At 69.6% G+C, this 14,209-nt stretch carries 15 protein-coding genes and 1 tRNA gene; 11 read left to right on the top strand and 5 right to left on the bottom strand.

Annotated elements, in window-relative coordinates:
• Window positions 1–14: 14 nt before the first annotated feature.
• The gene (locus LQ757_RS09980; protein ID WP_231047054.1) at window positions 15–650 is read left to right on the top strand and encodes a TMEM175 family protein; all 636 of its coding nucleotides are present in this window, start codon (window positions 15–17) and stop codon (window positions 648–650) included.
• Here the strand turns inward: LQ757_RS09980 and LQ757_RS09975 are convergent.
• Both LQ757_RS09975 and LQ757_RS09970 read right to left on the bottom strand, forming a co-directional pair.
• Complete coding sequence (locus LQ757_RS09975; protein WP_231047053.1) at window positions 605–1,315, bottom strand: response regulator; 711 nt, start codon at window positions 1,313–1,315, stop codon at window positions 605–607. The genes LQ757_RS09980 and LQ757_RS09975 overlap by 46 nt on opposite strands.
• Window positions 1,308–2,945 (bottom strand): ATP-binding protein, encoded by a 1,638-nt coding sequence (locus LQ757_RS09970; protein WP_231047052.1) that lies wholly within the window; start codon window positions 2,943–2,945, stop codon window positions 1,308–1,310. Before LQ757_RS09970 ends, LQ757_RS09975 begins: the two co-directional genes overlap by 8 nt.
• A 163-nt stretch (window positions 2,946–3,108) precedes the next feature.
• Between LQ757_RS09970 and LQ757_RS09965 the strand changes: the two genes are divergently transcribed.
• The gene (locus LQ757_RS09965) at window positions 3,109–4,536 is read left to right on the top strand and encodes a cation:dicarboxylate symporter family transporter (RefSeq protein ID WP_231047051.1); all 1,428 of its coding nucleotides are present in this window, start codon (window positions 3,109–3,111) and stop codon (window positions 4,534–4,536) included.
• A 133-nt stretch (window positions 4,537–4,669) separates the two neighbouring features.
• On the opposite strand, the gene LQ757_RS09960 is transcribed toward LQ757_RS09965, so the two are convergent.
• Window positions 4,670–4,751 (bottom strand) — tRNA-Leu (locus LQ757_RS09960).
• Between the two features lie 122 nt (window positions 4,752–4,873).
• On the opposite strand from LQ757_RS09960, the gene LQ757_RS09955 reads away from it, so the two are divergent.
• Window positions 4,874–6,757, top strand: a complete 1,884-nt coding sequence (locus tag LQ757_RS09955) for a glycoside hydrolase family 15 protein (RefSeq protein ID WP_231047050.1) — start codon at window positions 4,874–4,876, stop codon at window positions 6,755–6,757.
• Window positions 6,754–8,151, top strand: coding sequence for a glucose-6-phosphate dehydrogenase (gene zwf, locus LQ757_RS09950; protein WP_231047049.1), 1,398 nt, complete (start codon window positions 6,754–6,756; stop codon window positions 8,149–8,151). The genes LQ757_RS09955 and zwf overlap by 4 nt, the downstream gene beginning before the upstream one ends.
• 11 nt (window positions 8,152–8,162) lie before the next feature.
• Here the strand turns inward: zwf and LQ757_RS09945 are convergent, their stop codons facing one another.
• The gene (locus LQ757_RS09945) at window positions 8,163–8,786 is read right to left on the bottom strand and encodes a hypothetical protein (RefSeq protein WP_231047048.1); all 624 of its coding nucleotides are present in this window, start codon (window positions 8,784–8,786) and stop codon (window positions 8,163–8,165) included.
• 187 nt (window positions 8,787–8,973) lie between these two features.
• Here LQ757_RS09945 and LQ757_RS09940 point away from each other — a divergent pair, with 187 nt between their 5' ends.
• The 7 genes from LQ757_RS09940 to LQ757_RS09910 are packed head-to-tail and all read left to right on the top strand — an operon-like array spanning window position 8,974 to window position 13,563.
• Window positions 8,974–10,206 (top strand): TadA family conjugal transfer-associated ATPase, encoded by a 1,233-nt coding sequence (locus LQ757_RS09940; protein WP_231047047.1) that lies wholly within the window; start codon window positions 8,974–8,976, stop codon window positions 10,204–10,206.
• Window positions 10,203–11,063: a type II secretion system F family protein gene (locus tag LQ757_RS09935; protein ID WP_231047046.1), complete on the top strand. Its 861-nt coding sequence runs from the start codon at window positions 10,203–10,205 to the stop codon at window positions 11,061–11,063. Before LQ757_RS09940 ends, LQ757_RS09935 begins: the two co-directional genes overlap by 4 nt.
• Window positions 11,051–11,998 carry a type II secretion system F family protein gene (locus LQ757_RS09930; RefSeq protein ID WP_231047045.1) on the top strand — a complete coding sequence of 316 codons (948 nt, stop codon included), beginning with the start codon at window positions 11,051–11,053 and terminating at the stop codon, window positions 11,996–11,998. The genes LQ757_RS09935 and LQ757_RS09930 overlap by 13 nt, the downstream gene beginning before the upstream one ends.
• A 60-nt stretch (window positions 11,999–12,058) precedes the next feature.
• On the top strand, window positions 12,059–12,226 hold the full coding sequence (locus LQ757_RS09925; protein ID WP_231047044.1) for a hypothetical protein: 168 nt from the start codon (window positions 12,059–12,061) through the stop codon (window positions 12,224–12,226).
• A 17-nt stretch (window positions 12,227–12,243) separates the two neighbouring features.
• Window positions 12,244–12,642: a TadE/TadG family type IV pilus assembly protein gene (locus tag LQ757_RS09920; RefSeq protein ID WP_231047043.1), complete on the top strand. Its 399-nt coding sequence runs from the start codon at window positions 12,244–12,246 to the stop codon at window positions 12,640–12,642.
• Window positions 12,617–13,117 carry a TadE family protein gene (locus tag LQ757_RS09915; protein WP_231047042.1) on the top strand — a complete coding sequence of 167 codons (501 nt, stop codon included), beginning with the start codon at window positions 12,617–12,619 and terminating at the stop codon, window positions 13,115–13,117. The genes LQ757_RS09920 and LQ757_RS09915 overlap by 26 nt, the downstream gene beginning before the upstream one ends.
• Complete coding sequence (locus LQ757_RS09910; RefSeq protein ID WP_231047041.1) at window positions 13,117–13,563, top strand: pilus assembly protein TadG-related protein; 447 nt, start codon at window positions 13,117–13,119, stop codon at window positions 13,561–13,563. Before LQ757_RS09915 ends, LQ757_RS09910 begins: the two co-directional genes overlap by 1 nt.
• A gap of 10 nt (window positions 13,564–13,573) precedes the next feature.
• Here the strand turns inward: LQ757_RS09910 and LQ757_RS09905 are convergent, their stop codons facing one another.
• Window positions 13,574–14,170 carry an NADPH-dependent FMN reductase gene (locus LQ757_RS09905; protein WP_231047040.1) on the bottom strand — a complete coding sequence of 199 codons (597 nt, stop codon included), beginning with the start codon at window positions 14,168–14,170 and terminating at the stop codon, window positions 13,574–13,576.
• Between the last annotated feature and the right edge of the window lie 39 nt (window positions 14,171–14,209).

The following is a 14,209-nucleotide window of genomic DNA, read 5'->3' as shown; positions in this document are numbered from 1 at the left end:
TCTAGGCTGTGCGCATGGCGCGCTTCCGAACCGAGCGAGGCTTCGACCGGCTGGTCAACTTCTCAGACGCGGCCGTCGCGATCGCGATCACGCTGCTCCTGCTCCCGCTCGTCGACGTGGCGGTCGAGATCGAGCACGAGTCGCTCGGCGACCTGCTCGCGTCGAACCTCGGCACGCTCATCGCCTTCGGGTTCACGTTCGCGGTGATCGCCCGGCTCTGGTTCTCGCACCACCGCATCTTCGAGGCTGCGGTCGACTACGACGACGCGGTCATCCTCATCAACTTCGTCTGGCTGGCGAGCATCGTCGTCATGCCGTTCACGGCGAACGTGCTCGCGCACTCCGACACCGTCGACCCGGGCGTCAACTCGCTGTACATCGGCACGGTGCTGCTCTCGAACCTCACCCTCTCGTGGCTCGTCGTGCACCTGCGCCGCCACCCCGAGCTCACCGTGCGCGAGGGTCGCGTGCACCTTCGCGTCGTCGACTCCCTGATCACTACCGGCACGATCGCACTTGCGCTCCTGCTCGCCGCGCTCTTCCCGGCGGTCGGCATGTTCTGGCTGCTCCTGCTGGTGCCGGCGAACGTCATCGCGGGCATGGTTCAGCGCGGGCGGTATTCCACCTCGGGGCGACCCGGGGCGCCGTAGCGGCTCGCCCGCTCGACCACTCCGGTGTCGGCCAGATGCTCGAGGTAGCGGCGGGCGGTGACCCGCGAGAGGTCGAGCGCCGCGGCCAGTTCCGTCGCCGAGGTCGCACCCGCCGGTGCGGCGCGCACTGCGGCGCGGACGCGGTCGAGGGTCTCTCGCGTGAGACCCTTCGGGAGGTCGGCGGTCGAAGTGGTGCGCAGGGCCGCGAACGAGGCATCCACCTCCTGCTGGTCGGTGACGACCGCCGTGGCGACACGCGCGTGGTAGTCGCGGTAGGCGGTGAGCTTCTCCGCGAAGGCGGCGAAGCCGAACGGCTTGATGAGGTACTGCACGATGCCGAGCGACACGGCGGATCGCACGACGGCCGCGTCGCGCACTGCCGTGACGGCGATGACGTCGATCTCGATGCCCACCGCGCGGAGCGATCGGCACAGCTCGATTCCGGTGGTGTCGGGGAGGTTGACGTCGAGCAGAATGAGGTCGAACGACTCGGCACGACCCTCGCGGGTGTCGCGAAGCATCCGGATCGCCTCGTGCCCGGTGTGGGCGACGCCCGCTGTGTGGAACCCGTCGACCCGTTCGACGTAGGCGGCATGGGCCTCGGCGGTGACGGGATCGTCCTCCACGACGAGCACGCGCAGCGCGGCGGCGTTCGACTCAGCCATCGGCGGCCACCTCGGCCCGGGCCGACGTCGACGCCGCTGCGGCGGGCAGGGTGACGTCGAACCGCGAGCCCGCGATGCGGATCCGGCCGCCGAGGCGAGTCACGGCCTGGCGCACGAGCGCCAGCCCGATGCCGTGCCCGAGCGCCTGCTTGGTCGTGACGCCGAGGTCGAACACGCGGTCGCCGTCGCGCGGACCCGGCCCGCTGTCGCCGACCGCGACTCGCAGCTCGCCGGCCGTCGCCCGGACTGACACGTCGACCCGCGGCGACGGGGTGGCGGATGCCGCGTCGAGCGCGTTGTCGATGAGATTGCCGACGATCGTGATGAGGTCGCGGGCCGGCACGCCCGTCGCCTCGAGGTGGTCGGGGAGATCGATCTCGAACGCGATCCCCCGTTCGCTCGCCTGGGCGGCCTTGCCGAGGAGGAGCGCCAGCAGCACCGGCTCCTCGACCGCCGACACCAAGCGGTCGGCCAGCGCCTGACTGAGGGCGAGCTCGGAGCTCGCGAGGGCCGCGGCATCCTCGGCCCGATCGAGCTCGATGAGCGCGATGATCGTGTGGAGTCGGTTCGCGAACTCGTGCGCCTGCGAGCGGAGCGCGTCGGAGAGCGTCGTCATGGTCGCGAGCTCGCCCGTGAGCTCCTGGAGTTGCGTGTGGTCGCGCAGGGTCGTGACCGAACCGATGCGGCCGGCGCCGGCCGCGCCACGATCGCGGTCGCGGTCCCGAGACACGATGACGTCGCGGTCGATCACGAGCACGTGCGTCGGCGTGATGGCGATCTCGTCGACCACAGCGCCGTCGCGGCCGAGCACGTCGGCGACCGCCGGGGGCAGGTCGAGCCGGTCGAGCGGGATCGACTCATCGCGTCCGCGATCGCGGCGGGGAAGCCCGAGCAGCTCGGCGGCCCGGTCGTTGTAGAGCACCACCGCGCCCGAGCGGTCCTGCAGCACGAGGCCTTCGCCGATGGAGTGCAGCACGCCCTCGTAGTAGGCGAACATGCGGCTCATCTCCTCGGCGCCTCGGCCCCACGTCACGCGACGCAGGTACCGGCTCAGCAGCCACGCGCCGACGGCGCCGATCGCGATCATGCCGAGCGCAGCGAGGATGACCGTTGCGATGCGTCCGCCGAGCGCCACCTGCGTGTTCGACACGGTCACGCCGGCGGCGACCAGGGCGACGACCTCGCCGACGTCGTCCTCGATCGGGACGACCGCGCGCACCGACGGGCCGAGCGTGCCCGTGTACGTCTCGGTGAACGGCTCGCCCGCGAGCGCCCGGTCGATGTTGCCGAGGAACTGCTGCCCGATCTGGGCGGGATCGCGGTGCGTGTACCGGGTGCGGTCCGGGGCCATGATCGTGACGAAGTCGACGCCGGCCTCGGTCATGACGTCCTCGGCGTAGGGCTGCAACCGTGCCGACGGGTCGCCCGTGCCGAGTGCGGTGTGCACGAACGGGTCGGAGGCGAGGGTCTCGGCGACCGCCATACTCTTGGCCGCGGCATCGCGCTCCACGTCGGCGCGCGCATCGGCCCAGATCCAGGCGACGGCGATCACCGCGAGCGCCACGATCATGACCAGCTGCAGGGCGAACAGCTTCGCGGCGATGCTCCAGCCGCTGATCCACGCCTTCATGACCACCTCGCAACGCTGCTCGGTTTCAGCCTAGGCGCGTGTTCGACCGCGTGCCGCGAACAGTATGAACACAACGCGAGCGCGCGGCATCCGTCGTCGCATCCTTGCCCGATACCGACCTCATCGTCGACCGGCGATGACCCGACACGGAAGGCAGACGGCAATGGCGCTCCAGTCTCGAACCCCGGGCACGAAGCCCCGGCGCAGGATCGACTCCTCGCACTACCTCTACATCGCGGTGATCGGCGCGGTGCTCGCGGGCATCACGGTGGGGCTCGCGGCCCCCGAGTTCGCGGTGGGGCTCAAGCCCATCGGCGACGCGTTCGTGCTGCTCATCAAGATGATGATCGCGCCGATCATCTTCTGCACGATCGTGCTGGGCGTCGGCTCGATCGCGAAGGCCGCGACGGTCGGCAAGGTCGGTGGCCTCGCGCTGCTGTACTTCATCGTCATGTCGACCTTCGCGCTCGGGATCGGGCTCGTGGTCGGCAACCTCATCCACCCTGGCGAGGGCCTCAACATCGCGAACGCGACGTACGACGCCGGCGCGACCGAGGCGAAGACGACCCAGGAGTTCATCCTCGGCATCATCCCGACCTCGCTGCTCTCGTCGCTCGTCGACGGCAATATCCTGCAGGTGCTCTTCGTGGCGCTGCTCGTGGGCTTCGCGCTGCAGAAGATGGGCACGAAGGGCACGCCGATCCTCGGCGCGATCCGCCAGATCCAGGCGCTCGTGTTCCGCATCCTCGCGATGATCATGTGGGTCGCGCCGATCGGCGCGTTCGGCGCCATCGCCGCGGTCGTCGGCAACACGGGCATCGGTGCGATCGTCGCGCTCGGCACGCTCATGGTCGCGTTCTACATCACTTGCGCGCTCTTCATCGTGGCGGTGCTCGGATCACTGCTCTGGGCCGTGGCGCGCGTCAGCATCTTCCGCATGATGAAGTACCTCGGCCGGGAGTACCTGCTCATCGTCTCGACGTCGTCGAGCGAGGTCGTGCTGCCGCGACTCATCGCCAAGATGGAGCACGCGGGCGTCTCGAAGCCGGTGGCGGGCATCACGATCCCCACGGGCTACTCGTTCAACCTCGACGGCACGGCGATCTACCTCACGATGGCCTCCCTGTTCATCGCGAGCGCCATGGGCACACCGCTCTCGCTCGGTGAGCAGGTCGGACTGCTGCTGTTCATGATGGTCGCATCGAAGGGCGCCGCCGGCGTCACGGGCGCCGGCCTCGCAACCCTGGCCGGCGGCCTGCAGGCGCACCGACCCGACCTCGTCGACGGCGTCGGCGTCATCGTCGGGATCGACCGGTTCATGTCCGAGGCGCGGGCGCTCACGAACTTCACCGGCAATGCCGTTGCGACGTTGCTCGTGGGCACCTGGACGAAGCAACTCGACCGTGACCAGCTGCGCGGCGTGCTCACGGGCGAGCGCCCGTTCGACGAGACGACCATGAGCGTCGACGATCACCTCTCGCCCGACGAGCAGGCGGAGGTCGAGCGCGAGGAGCGACCGTCGACGGCCGCCATCGCGGCGATCGTCGGCGACCTCGACGAACGGATGACCCGGGGTGAGCGGAGCCGCTGAGTCCTCCGAGGACCGTCGCTGTCGTGCCCGCATCCACCGCCGCCCTGCTCACGCAGGGCGGCGGTGATCGCCGTCGGTGAGGGCCGCCGGACATGGATCCGCGACGGATCGTTCTCGATGTGCTGGATCTCGGTGCGGAAGGTGGGACTTGAACCCACACGCCCGAAGGCACAGGAACCTAAATCCTGCGTGTCTGCCGATTTCACCACTCCCGCGAGTGCCCGATCAGTCTAGGCGGTCGCCACGGGCAGCGCTCCGCCGCGACATCCGCCTGTGAACTCCTTCCTGACCAGCCCTTGACCGGCGTGAGACGATGGGCGGGGGATTGGGGGCTGGCATGGCCGAGGACTACCCGAACATCGCCGACCATGGGTTGATCGGCGACCTGCAGACCGCTGCGCTCGTCGATACGAACGGCACCATCGACTGGTTCTGCGCGCCGCGCTTCGACTCGCCGAGCATCTTCGCGTCGCTGCTCGACGCCGAGCGGGGCGGGTACTGCAGCATCCGGCCCACGGATGCCGAGTACGTGACGCGGCAGCTGTACCTGCCCGACACCGCGATCCTCGTCACGCGATTCATGACCGAGGCCGGCGTCGGCGAGGTCATCGACTTCATGCCGGTCGCCGACGGGGAGGCGACCGACCGGCACTGCCTCGTGCGGATGGTGCGCGTCGTGCGGGGGACGATGGAGTTCGAGGCCGAGATCCAACCACGCTTCGACTACGGGCGGACGCCGCACACCATCGAGCCGGTGCCGGGCGCGGGCGTGATGTTCTCCGCCGGCGACCACTCGCTCACCGTGCACCGCGTCGGCGACCCCGTGATCCACGGCTCGCTGCGGGCCGGGCACATCGAGCTCTCGGGCCAGGGCCTGCGGATCACCGGCACCCTGAACGCCGGTGAGATGACCGGCGTGATGCTCGAGTCTGGTGGCGTGCCGCCGGCGAAGGTCAGCGAGGACGAGCTGTTCGAGCGGTTCCAGGAGACCCGCCGCTTCTGGCGCGACTGGAACGCTCGCTCGACGTACCGCGGGCGATGGCGCGAGATGGTCGCCCGCTCGGCGATGACGCTCAAGCTCATGACCTACGCGCCCTCTGGCGCCCTCGTGGCGGCACCGACGGCGGGCCTCCCCGAGCAGGTGGGCGGTGAGCGCAACTGGGACTACCGCTACACGTGGATCCGCGACGCGTCGTTCTCGGTCTACGCACTGCTCGGCCTCGGCTACACCGAGGAGGCCGAGGCGTTCGTGCAATGGCTGATGGACCGCATTCACGAGAGCGTCGGTGAGGCATCCGGACCGCTCAAGATCATGTACCGGGTCGACGGGTCATCCGACCTCGTCGAGGAGACGCTCGACCATCTCACCGGGTATCGTGCCTCGGCGCCGGTGCGCATCGGCAACGGCGCCGCCGACCAGTTGCAGCTCGATATCTACGGCGAGGCGATGGACTCGATCCACCTCGCCGATACGCACGGGCTGCAGTTGCCGCACGTCGGCTGGACCCAGATCGCCGAGATGCTCGACTGGGTCTGCGACAACTGGGACTCGCCCGAGGAGGGCATCTGGGAGACCCGCGGCGGTAGGCAGAACTTCACGTACGGGCGCTTCATGTGCTGGGTGGCGCTCGATCGAGGCATCCGCATCGCCACGCTTCGAGGCCGCCCGGCCGCGATCGAGCGTTGGACGACGGAGCGCGACGCCATCTACGAGCAGATCATGACGAAGGGCTGGCACGCTGATCGCGGCGCCTTCGTGCAGCACGACGGCACTGATGTGCTGGATGCCTCGCTGCTCGTGATGCCGCTCATGGGGTTCGTCGCCCCGCGCGATCCGATGTGGCTCTCGACGCTCGACGCGATGGACGAGGAGCTCGTCTCGGACAGCCTGGTCTACCGCTACAACCCGAGCGCCTCGCCCGACGGGCTCCGCGGGTCCGAGGGCACCTTCACGCTGTGCTCGTTCTGGTACGTCGACGCGCTCGCACGCTCGGGTCGCCTCGACGAGGCGCAGCTCGTGTTCGAGAAGATGCTGACCTACGCGAACCACCTCGGCCTCTACGCCGAGGAGATCGGGTTGACGGGGGAGCAGCTCGGCAACTTCCCTCAGGCGTTCAGCCACCTCTCGCTCATCAACGCGGCCGTGAACCTCGACTACCAGCTCGATCACGGGTCGGGGTTCGTGGATCCGGTGCTGACGAAGGGGCGACGAACGGCATGAACGCGGATGTCGCGCCTGGCGCGAGCGCCGACGTGCTCGTGATCTTCGGGATCACGGGCGACCTGGCGCGGGTGATGACGTTCCGGTCGCTGTACCGGTTGGAGGCGCGCGGCCTGCTCGAGTGCCCGATCGTCGGCGTCGCCGTCGACGACTGGACGATCGAGCAGCTCGTCGCGCGGGCGCGCTCGTCGATCGTGGGCACGGGCGAACCGCTCGACGAGGAGGTGTTCGGTCGCCTCGCGGCCCGGCTCGACTACGTGCAGGGCGACTTCGCCGACGACGAGACGTACACGCGAGTGGCGGCGGCGATCCGCGGGGCGAGCTCGCCCGTCTTCTACCTCGAGATCCCGCCGAGCCTCTTCGCGACCGTCGTGAAGGGCCTCGCCGGTGCGGGCCTCACCGAGCGCGGCCGTGTCGTGGTCGAGAAGCCGTTCGGGCACGACCTCGCGTCGGCTCAGGAGCTCGCCGCGGAGCTGCACCAGTATCTCGACGAATCGCAGCTGTTCCGCATCGACCACTACCTCGGCAAGATGGGCCTCGAAGAGATCGTGTACCTGCGCTTCGCGAACACGATGCTCGAGCCGGTGTGGAACCGCAACTTCGTCGACAGCGTGCAGATCACGATGGCCGAGGAGTTCGGGATCGCGGGCCGCGGTCACTTCTACGATCCGGTCGGTGCGCTTCGCGATGTCGTCGTCAATCACCTGATGCAGGTCGTCGCGGCCGTCGCCATGGAGGCGCCGGCCCACGGCGACGTCGGCACGATCACCGAGATGCAGACGCTGCTCTTCCGCGCGATCGCCGATGCCGACCCGCAGTACTACGTTCGAGGGCAGTTCGACGGCTTCCACGACGTCGATGGGGTGGCATCCGACTCGACGACCGAGACCTTCTGCGCACTGCGACTCGAGATCGAGAACTGGCGCTGGTCGGGCGTTCCGTTCTTCATCCGCACCGGCAAACTGCTGCCGGTGACCGCCACCGAGGTGCGACTCGTGTTCAAGGGGCCTCCGACGCTCGGATTCGGGTTGCGCGATGCGAGCAGTCGGCCCGACGAGCTCGTGATCCGCCTCGATCCGTCGACGGGGGTTCGGATCGTGCTGAACGCCCAGCGAGCGGATGCCCCGAAGCCGCGTTCGATCGAGCTCGATATGGAATTCGCGACCAAGGGCGGCGAGGGGCCGACCCCGTACGAGGTGCTGCTGCTCGCCGCGATCCGCGGCATCCGCCCCCGCTTCACTCGGCAGGACACCGTCGAGGCCGCGTGGCGCGTGATGCAGCCGCTCATCGAGACGCCGGGGACGGTGCATCCGTACGCGCCCGGAACGTGGGGACCTGGTGAAGCCGACGCGCTCGTGGCCGACCACGGCGGATGGCGCGATCCCTGGCTCTGAAAGCGGGAGCGCTACCCCGCCGGCGCGAGGTCTGAGCCCAGCCGCTGGAACAGCCTCGTCTTGCGTTCGATCACCGCCGCATCGGTCGGAAGGTTCCAGAGGTACACGTGCTCCGTCGGCGCGTAGGCGAACACGCGCGACGAGGTCACGACCTCGATCGCGTCGGCCGGCCGTCCGAAGAGGTCTGGACCGGTGCGGGCCGACACCCGGGCGATGGCACCGAGGGACTCGCCGGCCTCCGTCGACAGGATGCGGCCAGCATGGGTGTCGCGCAGGCCGCTGGCGCGCAGTGTTCGAAGCGGCACCGGATCGCGCCCGTGGATGTTGGGCCAGCACACCTTGCAACTCCGCACTGAGGGGAGTCGACGCGCGGCCTCGCGCGTCATGAGCGTCGGGAGCGCGGGTCGGTACCGCAGGTCGGCCCCGAGACGGGCGCGACGGGCGTCCGTCCACTGCGCCCTCCGGTCGAGGTGGGGCTCCACCACGGTGCACTCGAGGCGATGCAGCAACCGTTGCCGCGGCGACTCCATGCCGGTCACCGCGAACTCCGCACCGCCGAGGAACGACTCGCGCAGGGCCGCGGTCTCTTCGGCCACGACCCGGTCGATCAGCGCATCCAACTCGAGTGGACCCATACGCCAGTCTCCATTCCGCCCTGCGGCATCGGTGCCGATGAGCCGAATGTATCGACCGCGCGCACCCTTCGGGTCGCAAGGTCATGACGACACGCGGAGCGGCCGTCGCGGAGCTCGTGGGCGCGCCTGCATCCCGTGCTGTGGATAACTTCGGGGCGGGTCATCCGCTTCACCGCAAGATGGAGGCATGTCGGATCCCGTGCGCACCATCGCCGAACGGGTGCGCACGCGCGTGCTCCGCGAGGGAATCGATCTGGCCGGCAACGACGCGGTGACCTCGCGCTACGCCCGCGAAGAGGTGCGGCGGTACAGCGAGCGCGCCCTCACGGGCGCGCACGCGGGTCTCGGCGACGAGCACGGCACCGCACGCGACGTCGTCGCGTCGCTCACCGGGTACGGGCCGCTGCAGCCGTTCTTCGACGACCCCGAGGTCGAGGAGATCTGGATCAACGGGCCCACGCGGGTCTTCATCGCGAGGGGCGGCGTCTCCGAGCTGACGACGGTCGTGCTCTCCGATCGTGAGGTGCGCGAGCTCGTCGAGCGCATGCTGCAGCACTCCGGCAGGCGCGTCGACCTGTCGTCGCCCTTCGTCGACGCCTCGTTGCCCGACGGGTCACGACTGCACGTCGCGATCCCCGATGTGGCTCGGGCGCACTGGGCGGTCAACATCCGCAAGTTCCAGCAGCGCATCCGCACGCTCGACCGGCTCGTCGAACTGGGGTCGCTCACCCCGACCGCGTCCGAATTCCTGCGCATGAGCGTGCTCGCCGGCGCGAACATCCTCGTCTCGGGTGCAACGCACACCGGCAAGACCACCCTGCTGAACGCCCTCATGTCGAGCGCCCGCGACGCCGATCGCGTGGTCACCGTTGAGGAGACCTTCGAACTCGACCTCGACGTGCGCGACATCGTCGCGCTGCAATGCCGGCAGCCCAACCTCGAGGGGTCGGGCGAGATCACGCTGCGTCGACTCATCAAAGAGGCGCTCCGTATGCGCCCCGACCGGCTCATCGTCGGCGAGGTCCGCGAGGCCGAGAGCCTCGATCTGCTCATCGCGCTGAATTCGGGCCTTCCGGGAATGTGCACCATCCACGCGAACTCGGCACGCGATGCGCTCGCAAAGCTCTGCACCCTCCCGCTGCTCGCTGGGCGCAATATCGACTCGTCGTTCGTCGTCCCGACCGTCGCGACGTGCATCGACCTCGTCGTGCACCTCACGATCGATCGCTCCGGTGCGCGACGCATCGCCGAGATCTCGGCACCGACCGGAGCGTGCACCGGCGCATCGGTCGACGCCGACACGGTCTTCGAGACGCGAGGCGGCGTGCTCGTTCCGACCGGAACCCGACCCGCTCGACTCGAGAAGTACCACGCGAGCGGCTTCGACCCCGATGCGGTGCTCGGCGGGATCACCCGATGAGCCTCGTATTCGGAGCCCTGTTCGGGCTCGGCATGCTGCTCGTCGCGGCGCCGTTCATGTGGCCGGCGCGGCGACAGACCCGAAGGGCGTCGAACGTCGTCACCGTCATCCACGGCGAGCTTGCGCTCGCCGGACTCGGAAGTGTGCCGATCGCGGTAGCGGTCGCGGTGTCGCTCGCGCTCGCCGTCGTCGCCGCGGCGGTCGCGCAGGCGGTGTTCGCGGTTCCCATCCTCACGATCGTCGCCGCCGGGCTCGGATTCGCGTTCATCCCCGCGCTCGTGCGTGCACGCGCCACCCGGCGGCGGGCCGCGAACCGGGCGGTATGGCCCGATGTCGTCGACCACCTCGTCGCGTCCGTGCGGGCGGGCATGTCGCTCCCCGAGAGCGTGGGTGCGCTCGCCGAACTCGGGCCGGCCGCGACACGAAGCGCGTTCGCCTCGTTCGATCGCGAATACCGCCGAACCGGCAACTTCTCGGCCTGCCTCGACCGGCTGAAGGCCGACCTGGCCGATCCGGTCGCCGATCGAATCCTCGAGACGCTGCGCATGGCGCGGGAGGTCGGCGGTAGCGACGTCACGGCGGTGCTCCGCGGCCTCGCCGGATATCTTCGCGAAGACGCGTCCCTGCGCGCCGAGGTCGTGGCCCGGCAATCCTGGATCAGGAACGCCGCGCGACTCGGTGTGGCTGCGCCGTGGTTGCTGCTCGTCGTGCTCGCGAGCCGCCGCGAGACCATCATCGCGTACGACTCTCCCGCCGGTACCGCCCTCATCGTCATCGGGCTCGCCGTCACCCTCGTCGCCTACCGCTCGATGATCGCGCTCGGCCGACTTCCCGAGGAGCGCCGATGGTTCCGCTGAACGCGACCGCAGCGCTCGGCGTGCTCTGCGGCGTCGTGCTGGGGTTGGGGCTCTGGCTCGTGCTGTCGACCGTTCCGCGCATCGGGAGGCCGCGACTCGCCGAGCGGGTCGCTCCGTTCCTGACCGACATCTCGGCCGAGGCTCGACTGATGGTCGTGCGCCGCTCCGCGGATCCGTCGCCCGTGCTCGGCCTCATCGTGGCGCCGCTCACGCATTCGCTGCGCAGCGTGCTGGCCGACTGGATCGGCGGCAACGAGATCATCGCGAAGCGCCTTCGCCAGGCCGGATCGGCTGCGAGCGTCGAGCGCTTCCGGGGCGAGCAACTGGCGTGGGCGGCGGCGGGCTTCGCGATCGCGGCGGCGCTCGCGGTGCTGGCACCGTCGTTTACGAGCATGCCAGTGGTCGTGCGCATTGCGCTGCCATTCCTCGCGGCGGCGCTCGGTGCGGCGGCGCGCGACTGGCTGCTCAGCCGGCTAGCGAAGCGCCGACTCGCTCGGATCTCATCCGAGCTGCCGACCGTGCTCGAGTTCCTGACCCTGAGCCTCACTGCGGGCGAAGGCATGCTCGGGGCCATCCGACGAGTCGCCGAAGCCGGGGCAGGTGAACTCCCTCGGGAGTTCGCCGGAGTGGTCGCGGCCGTCGGAACCGGCGTACCGCTCGGTCAGGCGCTCGCCGAACTCCGCGACGCGCTCGACCACGCCGCACTCTCGCGGGCGCTCGACCAGGTGCTCGGCGCGCTCGAACGAGGCGCTCCGCTCGCCGCGGTTCTGCGATCCCAGGCGGGCGACGCACGCGAGGCGGCGAAGCGCACGATCATCGAGCTGGCCGGTCGAAAAGAGATCGCCATGCTCGTCCCCCTCATCTTCCTGATCCTTCCCGTGACCATCGCGTTCGCGCTGTTCCCGGGATACCTGGTGCTGCAGGCGGGGTTCTGATGGCGGAGCACCCGAAGAACACGGGCCTGGAGCGGCCGGTCCCCGACGAAAGGAATGCACATGCGAACGAAGATCCAGGAGCGCCTGCGCGACGAGCGGGGCGACGTCCCCGGCTGGGTGCTCATCACGCTCATGACCGCCGGACTCGTCATCGTGATCTGGGGGCTCGCCGGCCCGGCGCTGAGCGGCGTGTTCGACCAAGCCATCAGTCGCGTACTCGGATTCTGAGCGCTCGCGTGGGCGCGGTGTCGCGCCTGCGAAGGCTCGTCGTCGATGAACGCGGCTCGGCCGTCGCCGAGTTCACGCTCGTCGGCGTCCTGCTCACCGTGCTCGCGCTCGCCGTCGTGCAACTCGCCCTCTCCCTGCACGTGCGCAACACGGTGCTCGATGCCGCAGCCGAAGGAGCGCGCTACGCCTCGCTCGCCGGCGCGGGCGAGCAGGCCGGCATCGTGCGCACCCGCGACCTCATCGCGGCTGCGATCTCGACCGAGTACGCCGGGGATGTCACCGCGAGTCGCACCGCGATCGGCGGGGTTCCGGTCGTGGCGATCACGGTTCGAACGACGATGCCGGTGATCGGTCTCCTCGGGTTCGCGCACGGGCTGGAGGTGACCGGGCATGCGGCCGTCGAGACGCTCGACTGATCCCGGCCCTTCGACCGTGAACCGCGATGCGGGCGATGCCGCAGAGCATGGCGAGCGGGGGTCCGCGTCGCTCGAGTTCCTGACCGTCGGGGTGCTGCTGCTCGTGCCGATCGTCTACCTCGTGCTCGCACTGGCCTCGGTCCAGGGCGGTGCGCTCGCGGTCGAGGGTGCGGCCCGCCAGGCGGCGCGCATCGCGGTGCAAACGGGAGATCGCTCGGGCGCAGCAGCCGCCGTCGACCGGGCGGTGCGAGTGACACTCGCCGACTACGGGGTCGACGCCGGCGCGGCATCGGTCGTCATCGATTGCCAGAGCGCACGATGCGACGCACCGGGCACGCGCGTGCGAGTCACGGTCGAGGCGCACGTGCGGCTGCCGCTGGTGCCCGACGTGCTCGAACTCGGCTTGGCGGGCACCGTGCCGGTCGAGGCGAGTGCGACGCAGACGGTCTCGCGGTTCGCGCGAGGCGGCTCGTGATGCTGCGATTGCGCCGCCGCATGCGCGGCGAAGACCAGGGATCGACGTTGCTCCTGACGATCTTCTTCTCGTTCCTCGGACTCTCGCTCGTGCTCGTCGTCGCTGCGGCGACCTCGCTCTACCTCGACCGCAAGCGGCTCTTCACCGTCGCCGACGGCGCGGCGCTCGCCGCGGCCGAGGCGTGGAGCCTCGACTCCATCCGCGTCGACGGCGATGAGCTGGCGTTCGAACTCGCCGATGCCGACGTGCAGCGGGTCGCGGCCGACTACCTGCGCGACGCGGCACACGAACTCGAGCAGGTCGAGCTCGTCGAGGCCTCATCGGTCGACGGCCGCAGCGCCACGGTCACGCTGCGCGCGGTGTGGCGTGCGCCGATCCACACCGAGTTGCTGCCCGTCGCGGTGCCGATCGAAGTGACCGCGACAGCGCGGTCGGTGTTCCACTGACGCGTCCCGCTCAGTGCTCCGGCCGCGGCACCACCGTCAGCACCCGCTCGATGAACATGTAGAACTCGTCCATGAAGTTGCGCAGGAACGCCGCGGTGCCGTCGTTCGTCACCTCACCGTCGTCGGTGATGAGTCCGGGCGTCATGTGGATGTACGCCTCGGGCGCGTTCATCTGCGGCGAGTCGCAGAACGACAGCACGCTCTTCAGGTTCTGCTGGGCCACCGCAGTGCCGAGGTGTCCTGGCGACGCACCGATGACCGCAGACGGCTTGCGGCTGAGCGAGTTCTGCCCCCACGGGCGGCTCGCCCAGTCGATGGCGTTCTTCAGGCCGCCGGGGATCGACCGGTTGTACTCGGGCGTCACGAACAGGATGGCGTCGGACGACTTCACGGCCTGCTTGAACTCGCGCGCGACCGGCGGGTAGTCACCGTCGTAGTCGTAGCTGTACAGCGGGAGGTCGCGGATCGCGATCTCGGTGAACTCGAGCCCGGCCGGCGCCAGGCGGATCAGGGCCTTCGACAGGGTTCGGTTGATCGATGCCTTGGCGAGACTGCCGACGAAGTAGCCGACGTGGTAGGGAGGCTCGTGTTCGATGATCTGGGCCATGTCACTGCCTTTCTCGGTTGAGGCGCGACGCTCTTCGTC

The sequence above is a fragment of the Agromyces cavernae genome (assembly GCF_021044935.1).
GTDB classification, from domain to species: domain Bacteria; phylum Actinomycetota; class Actinomycetes; order Actinomycetales; family Microbacteriaceae; genus Agromyces; species Agromyces cavernae.
The sequence above is the reverse complement of the archived record's forward strand: the minus strand, read 5'-3'. Positions and strand labels throughout refer to the sequence as shown.

Coding starts and splice junctions, on each gene's coding strand:
- LQ757_RS09980 (WP_231047054.1), top strand. CDS start 15: ATGGCGCGCTTCCGAACCGAGCGAGGCTTCGACCGGCTGGTCAACTTC.
- zwf (WP_231047049.1), top strand. CDS start 6,754: ATGAACGCGGATGTCGCGCCTGGCGCGAGCGCCGACGTGCTCGTGATC.
- LQ757_RS09930 (WP_231047045.1), top strand. CDS start 11,051: ATGGTTCCGCTGAACGCGACCGCAGCGCTCGGCGTGCTCTGCGGCGTC.
- LQ757_RS09905 (WP_231047040.1), bottom strand. CDS start 14,170: ATGGCCCAGATCATCGAACACGAGCCTCCCTACCACGTCGGCTACTTC.
- LQ757_RS09915 (WP_231047042.1), top strand. CDS start 12,617: ATGCGGCCGTCGAGACGCTCGACTGATCCCGGCCCTTCGACCGTGAAC.
- LQ757_RS09940 (WP_231047047.1), top strand. CDS start 8,974: ATGTCGGATCCCGTGCGCACCATCGCCGAACGGGTGCGCACGCGCGTG.
- LQ757_RS09910 (WP_231047041.1), top strand. CDS start 13,117: ATGCTGCGATTGCGCCGCCGCATGCGCGGCGAAGACCAGGGATCGACG.
- LQ757_RS09955 (WP_231047050.1), top strand. CDS start 4,874: ATGGCCGAGGACTACCCGAACATCGCCGACCATGGGTTGATCGGCGAC.
- LQ757_RS09965 (WP_231047051.1), top strand. CDS start 3,109: ATGGCGCTCCAGTCTCGAACCCCGGGCACGAAGCCCCGGCGCAGGATC.
- LQ757_RS09970 (WP_231047052.1), bottom strand. CDS start 2,945: ATGAAGGCGTGGATCAGCGGCTGGAGCATCGCCGCGAAGCTGTTCGCC.
- LQ757_RS09975 (WP_231047053.1), bottom strand. CDS start 1,315: ATGGCTGAGTCGAACGCCGCCGCGCTGCGCGTGCTCGTCGTGGAGGAC.
- LQ757_RS09935 (WP_231047046.1), top strand. CDS start 10,203: ATGAGCCTCGTATTCGGAGCCCTGTTCGGGCTCGGCATGCTGCTCGTC.
- LQ757_RS09925 (WP_231047044.1), top strand. CDS start 12,059: ATGCGAACGAAGATCCAGGAGCGCCTGCGCGACGAGCGGGGCGACGTC.
- LQ757_RS09945 (WP_231047048.1), bottom strand. CDS start 8,786: ATGGGTCCACTCGAGTTGGATGCGCTGATCGACCGGGTCGTGGCCGAA.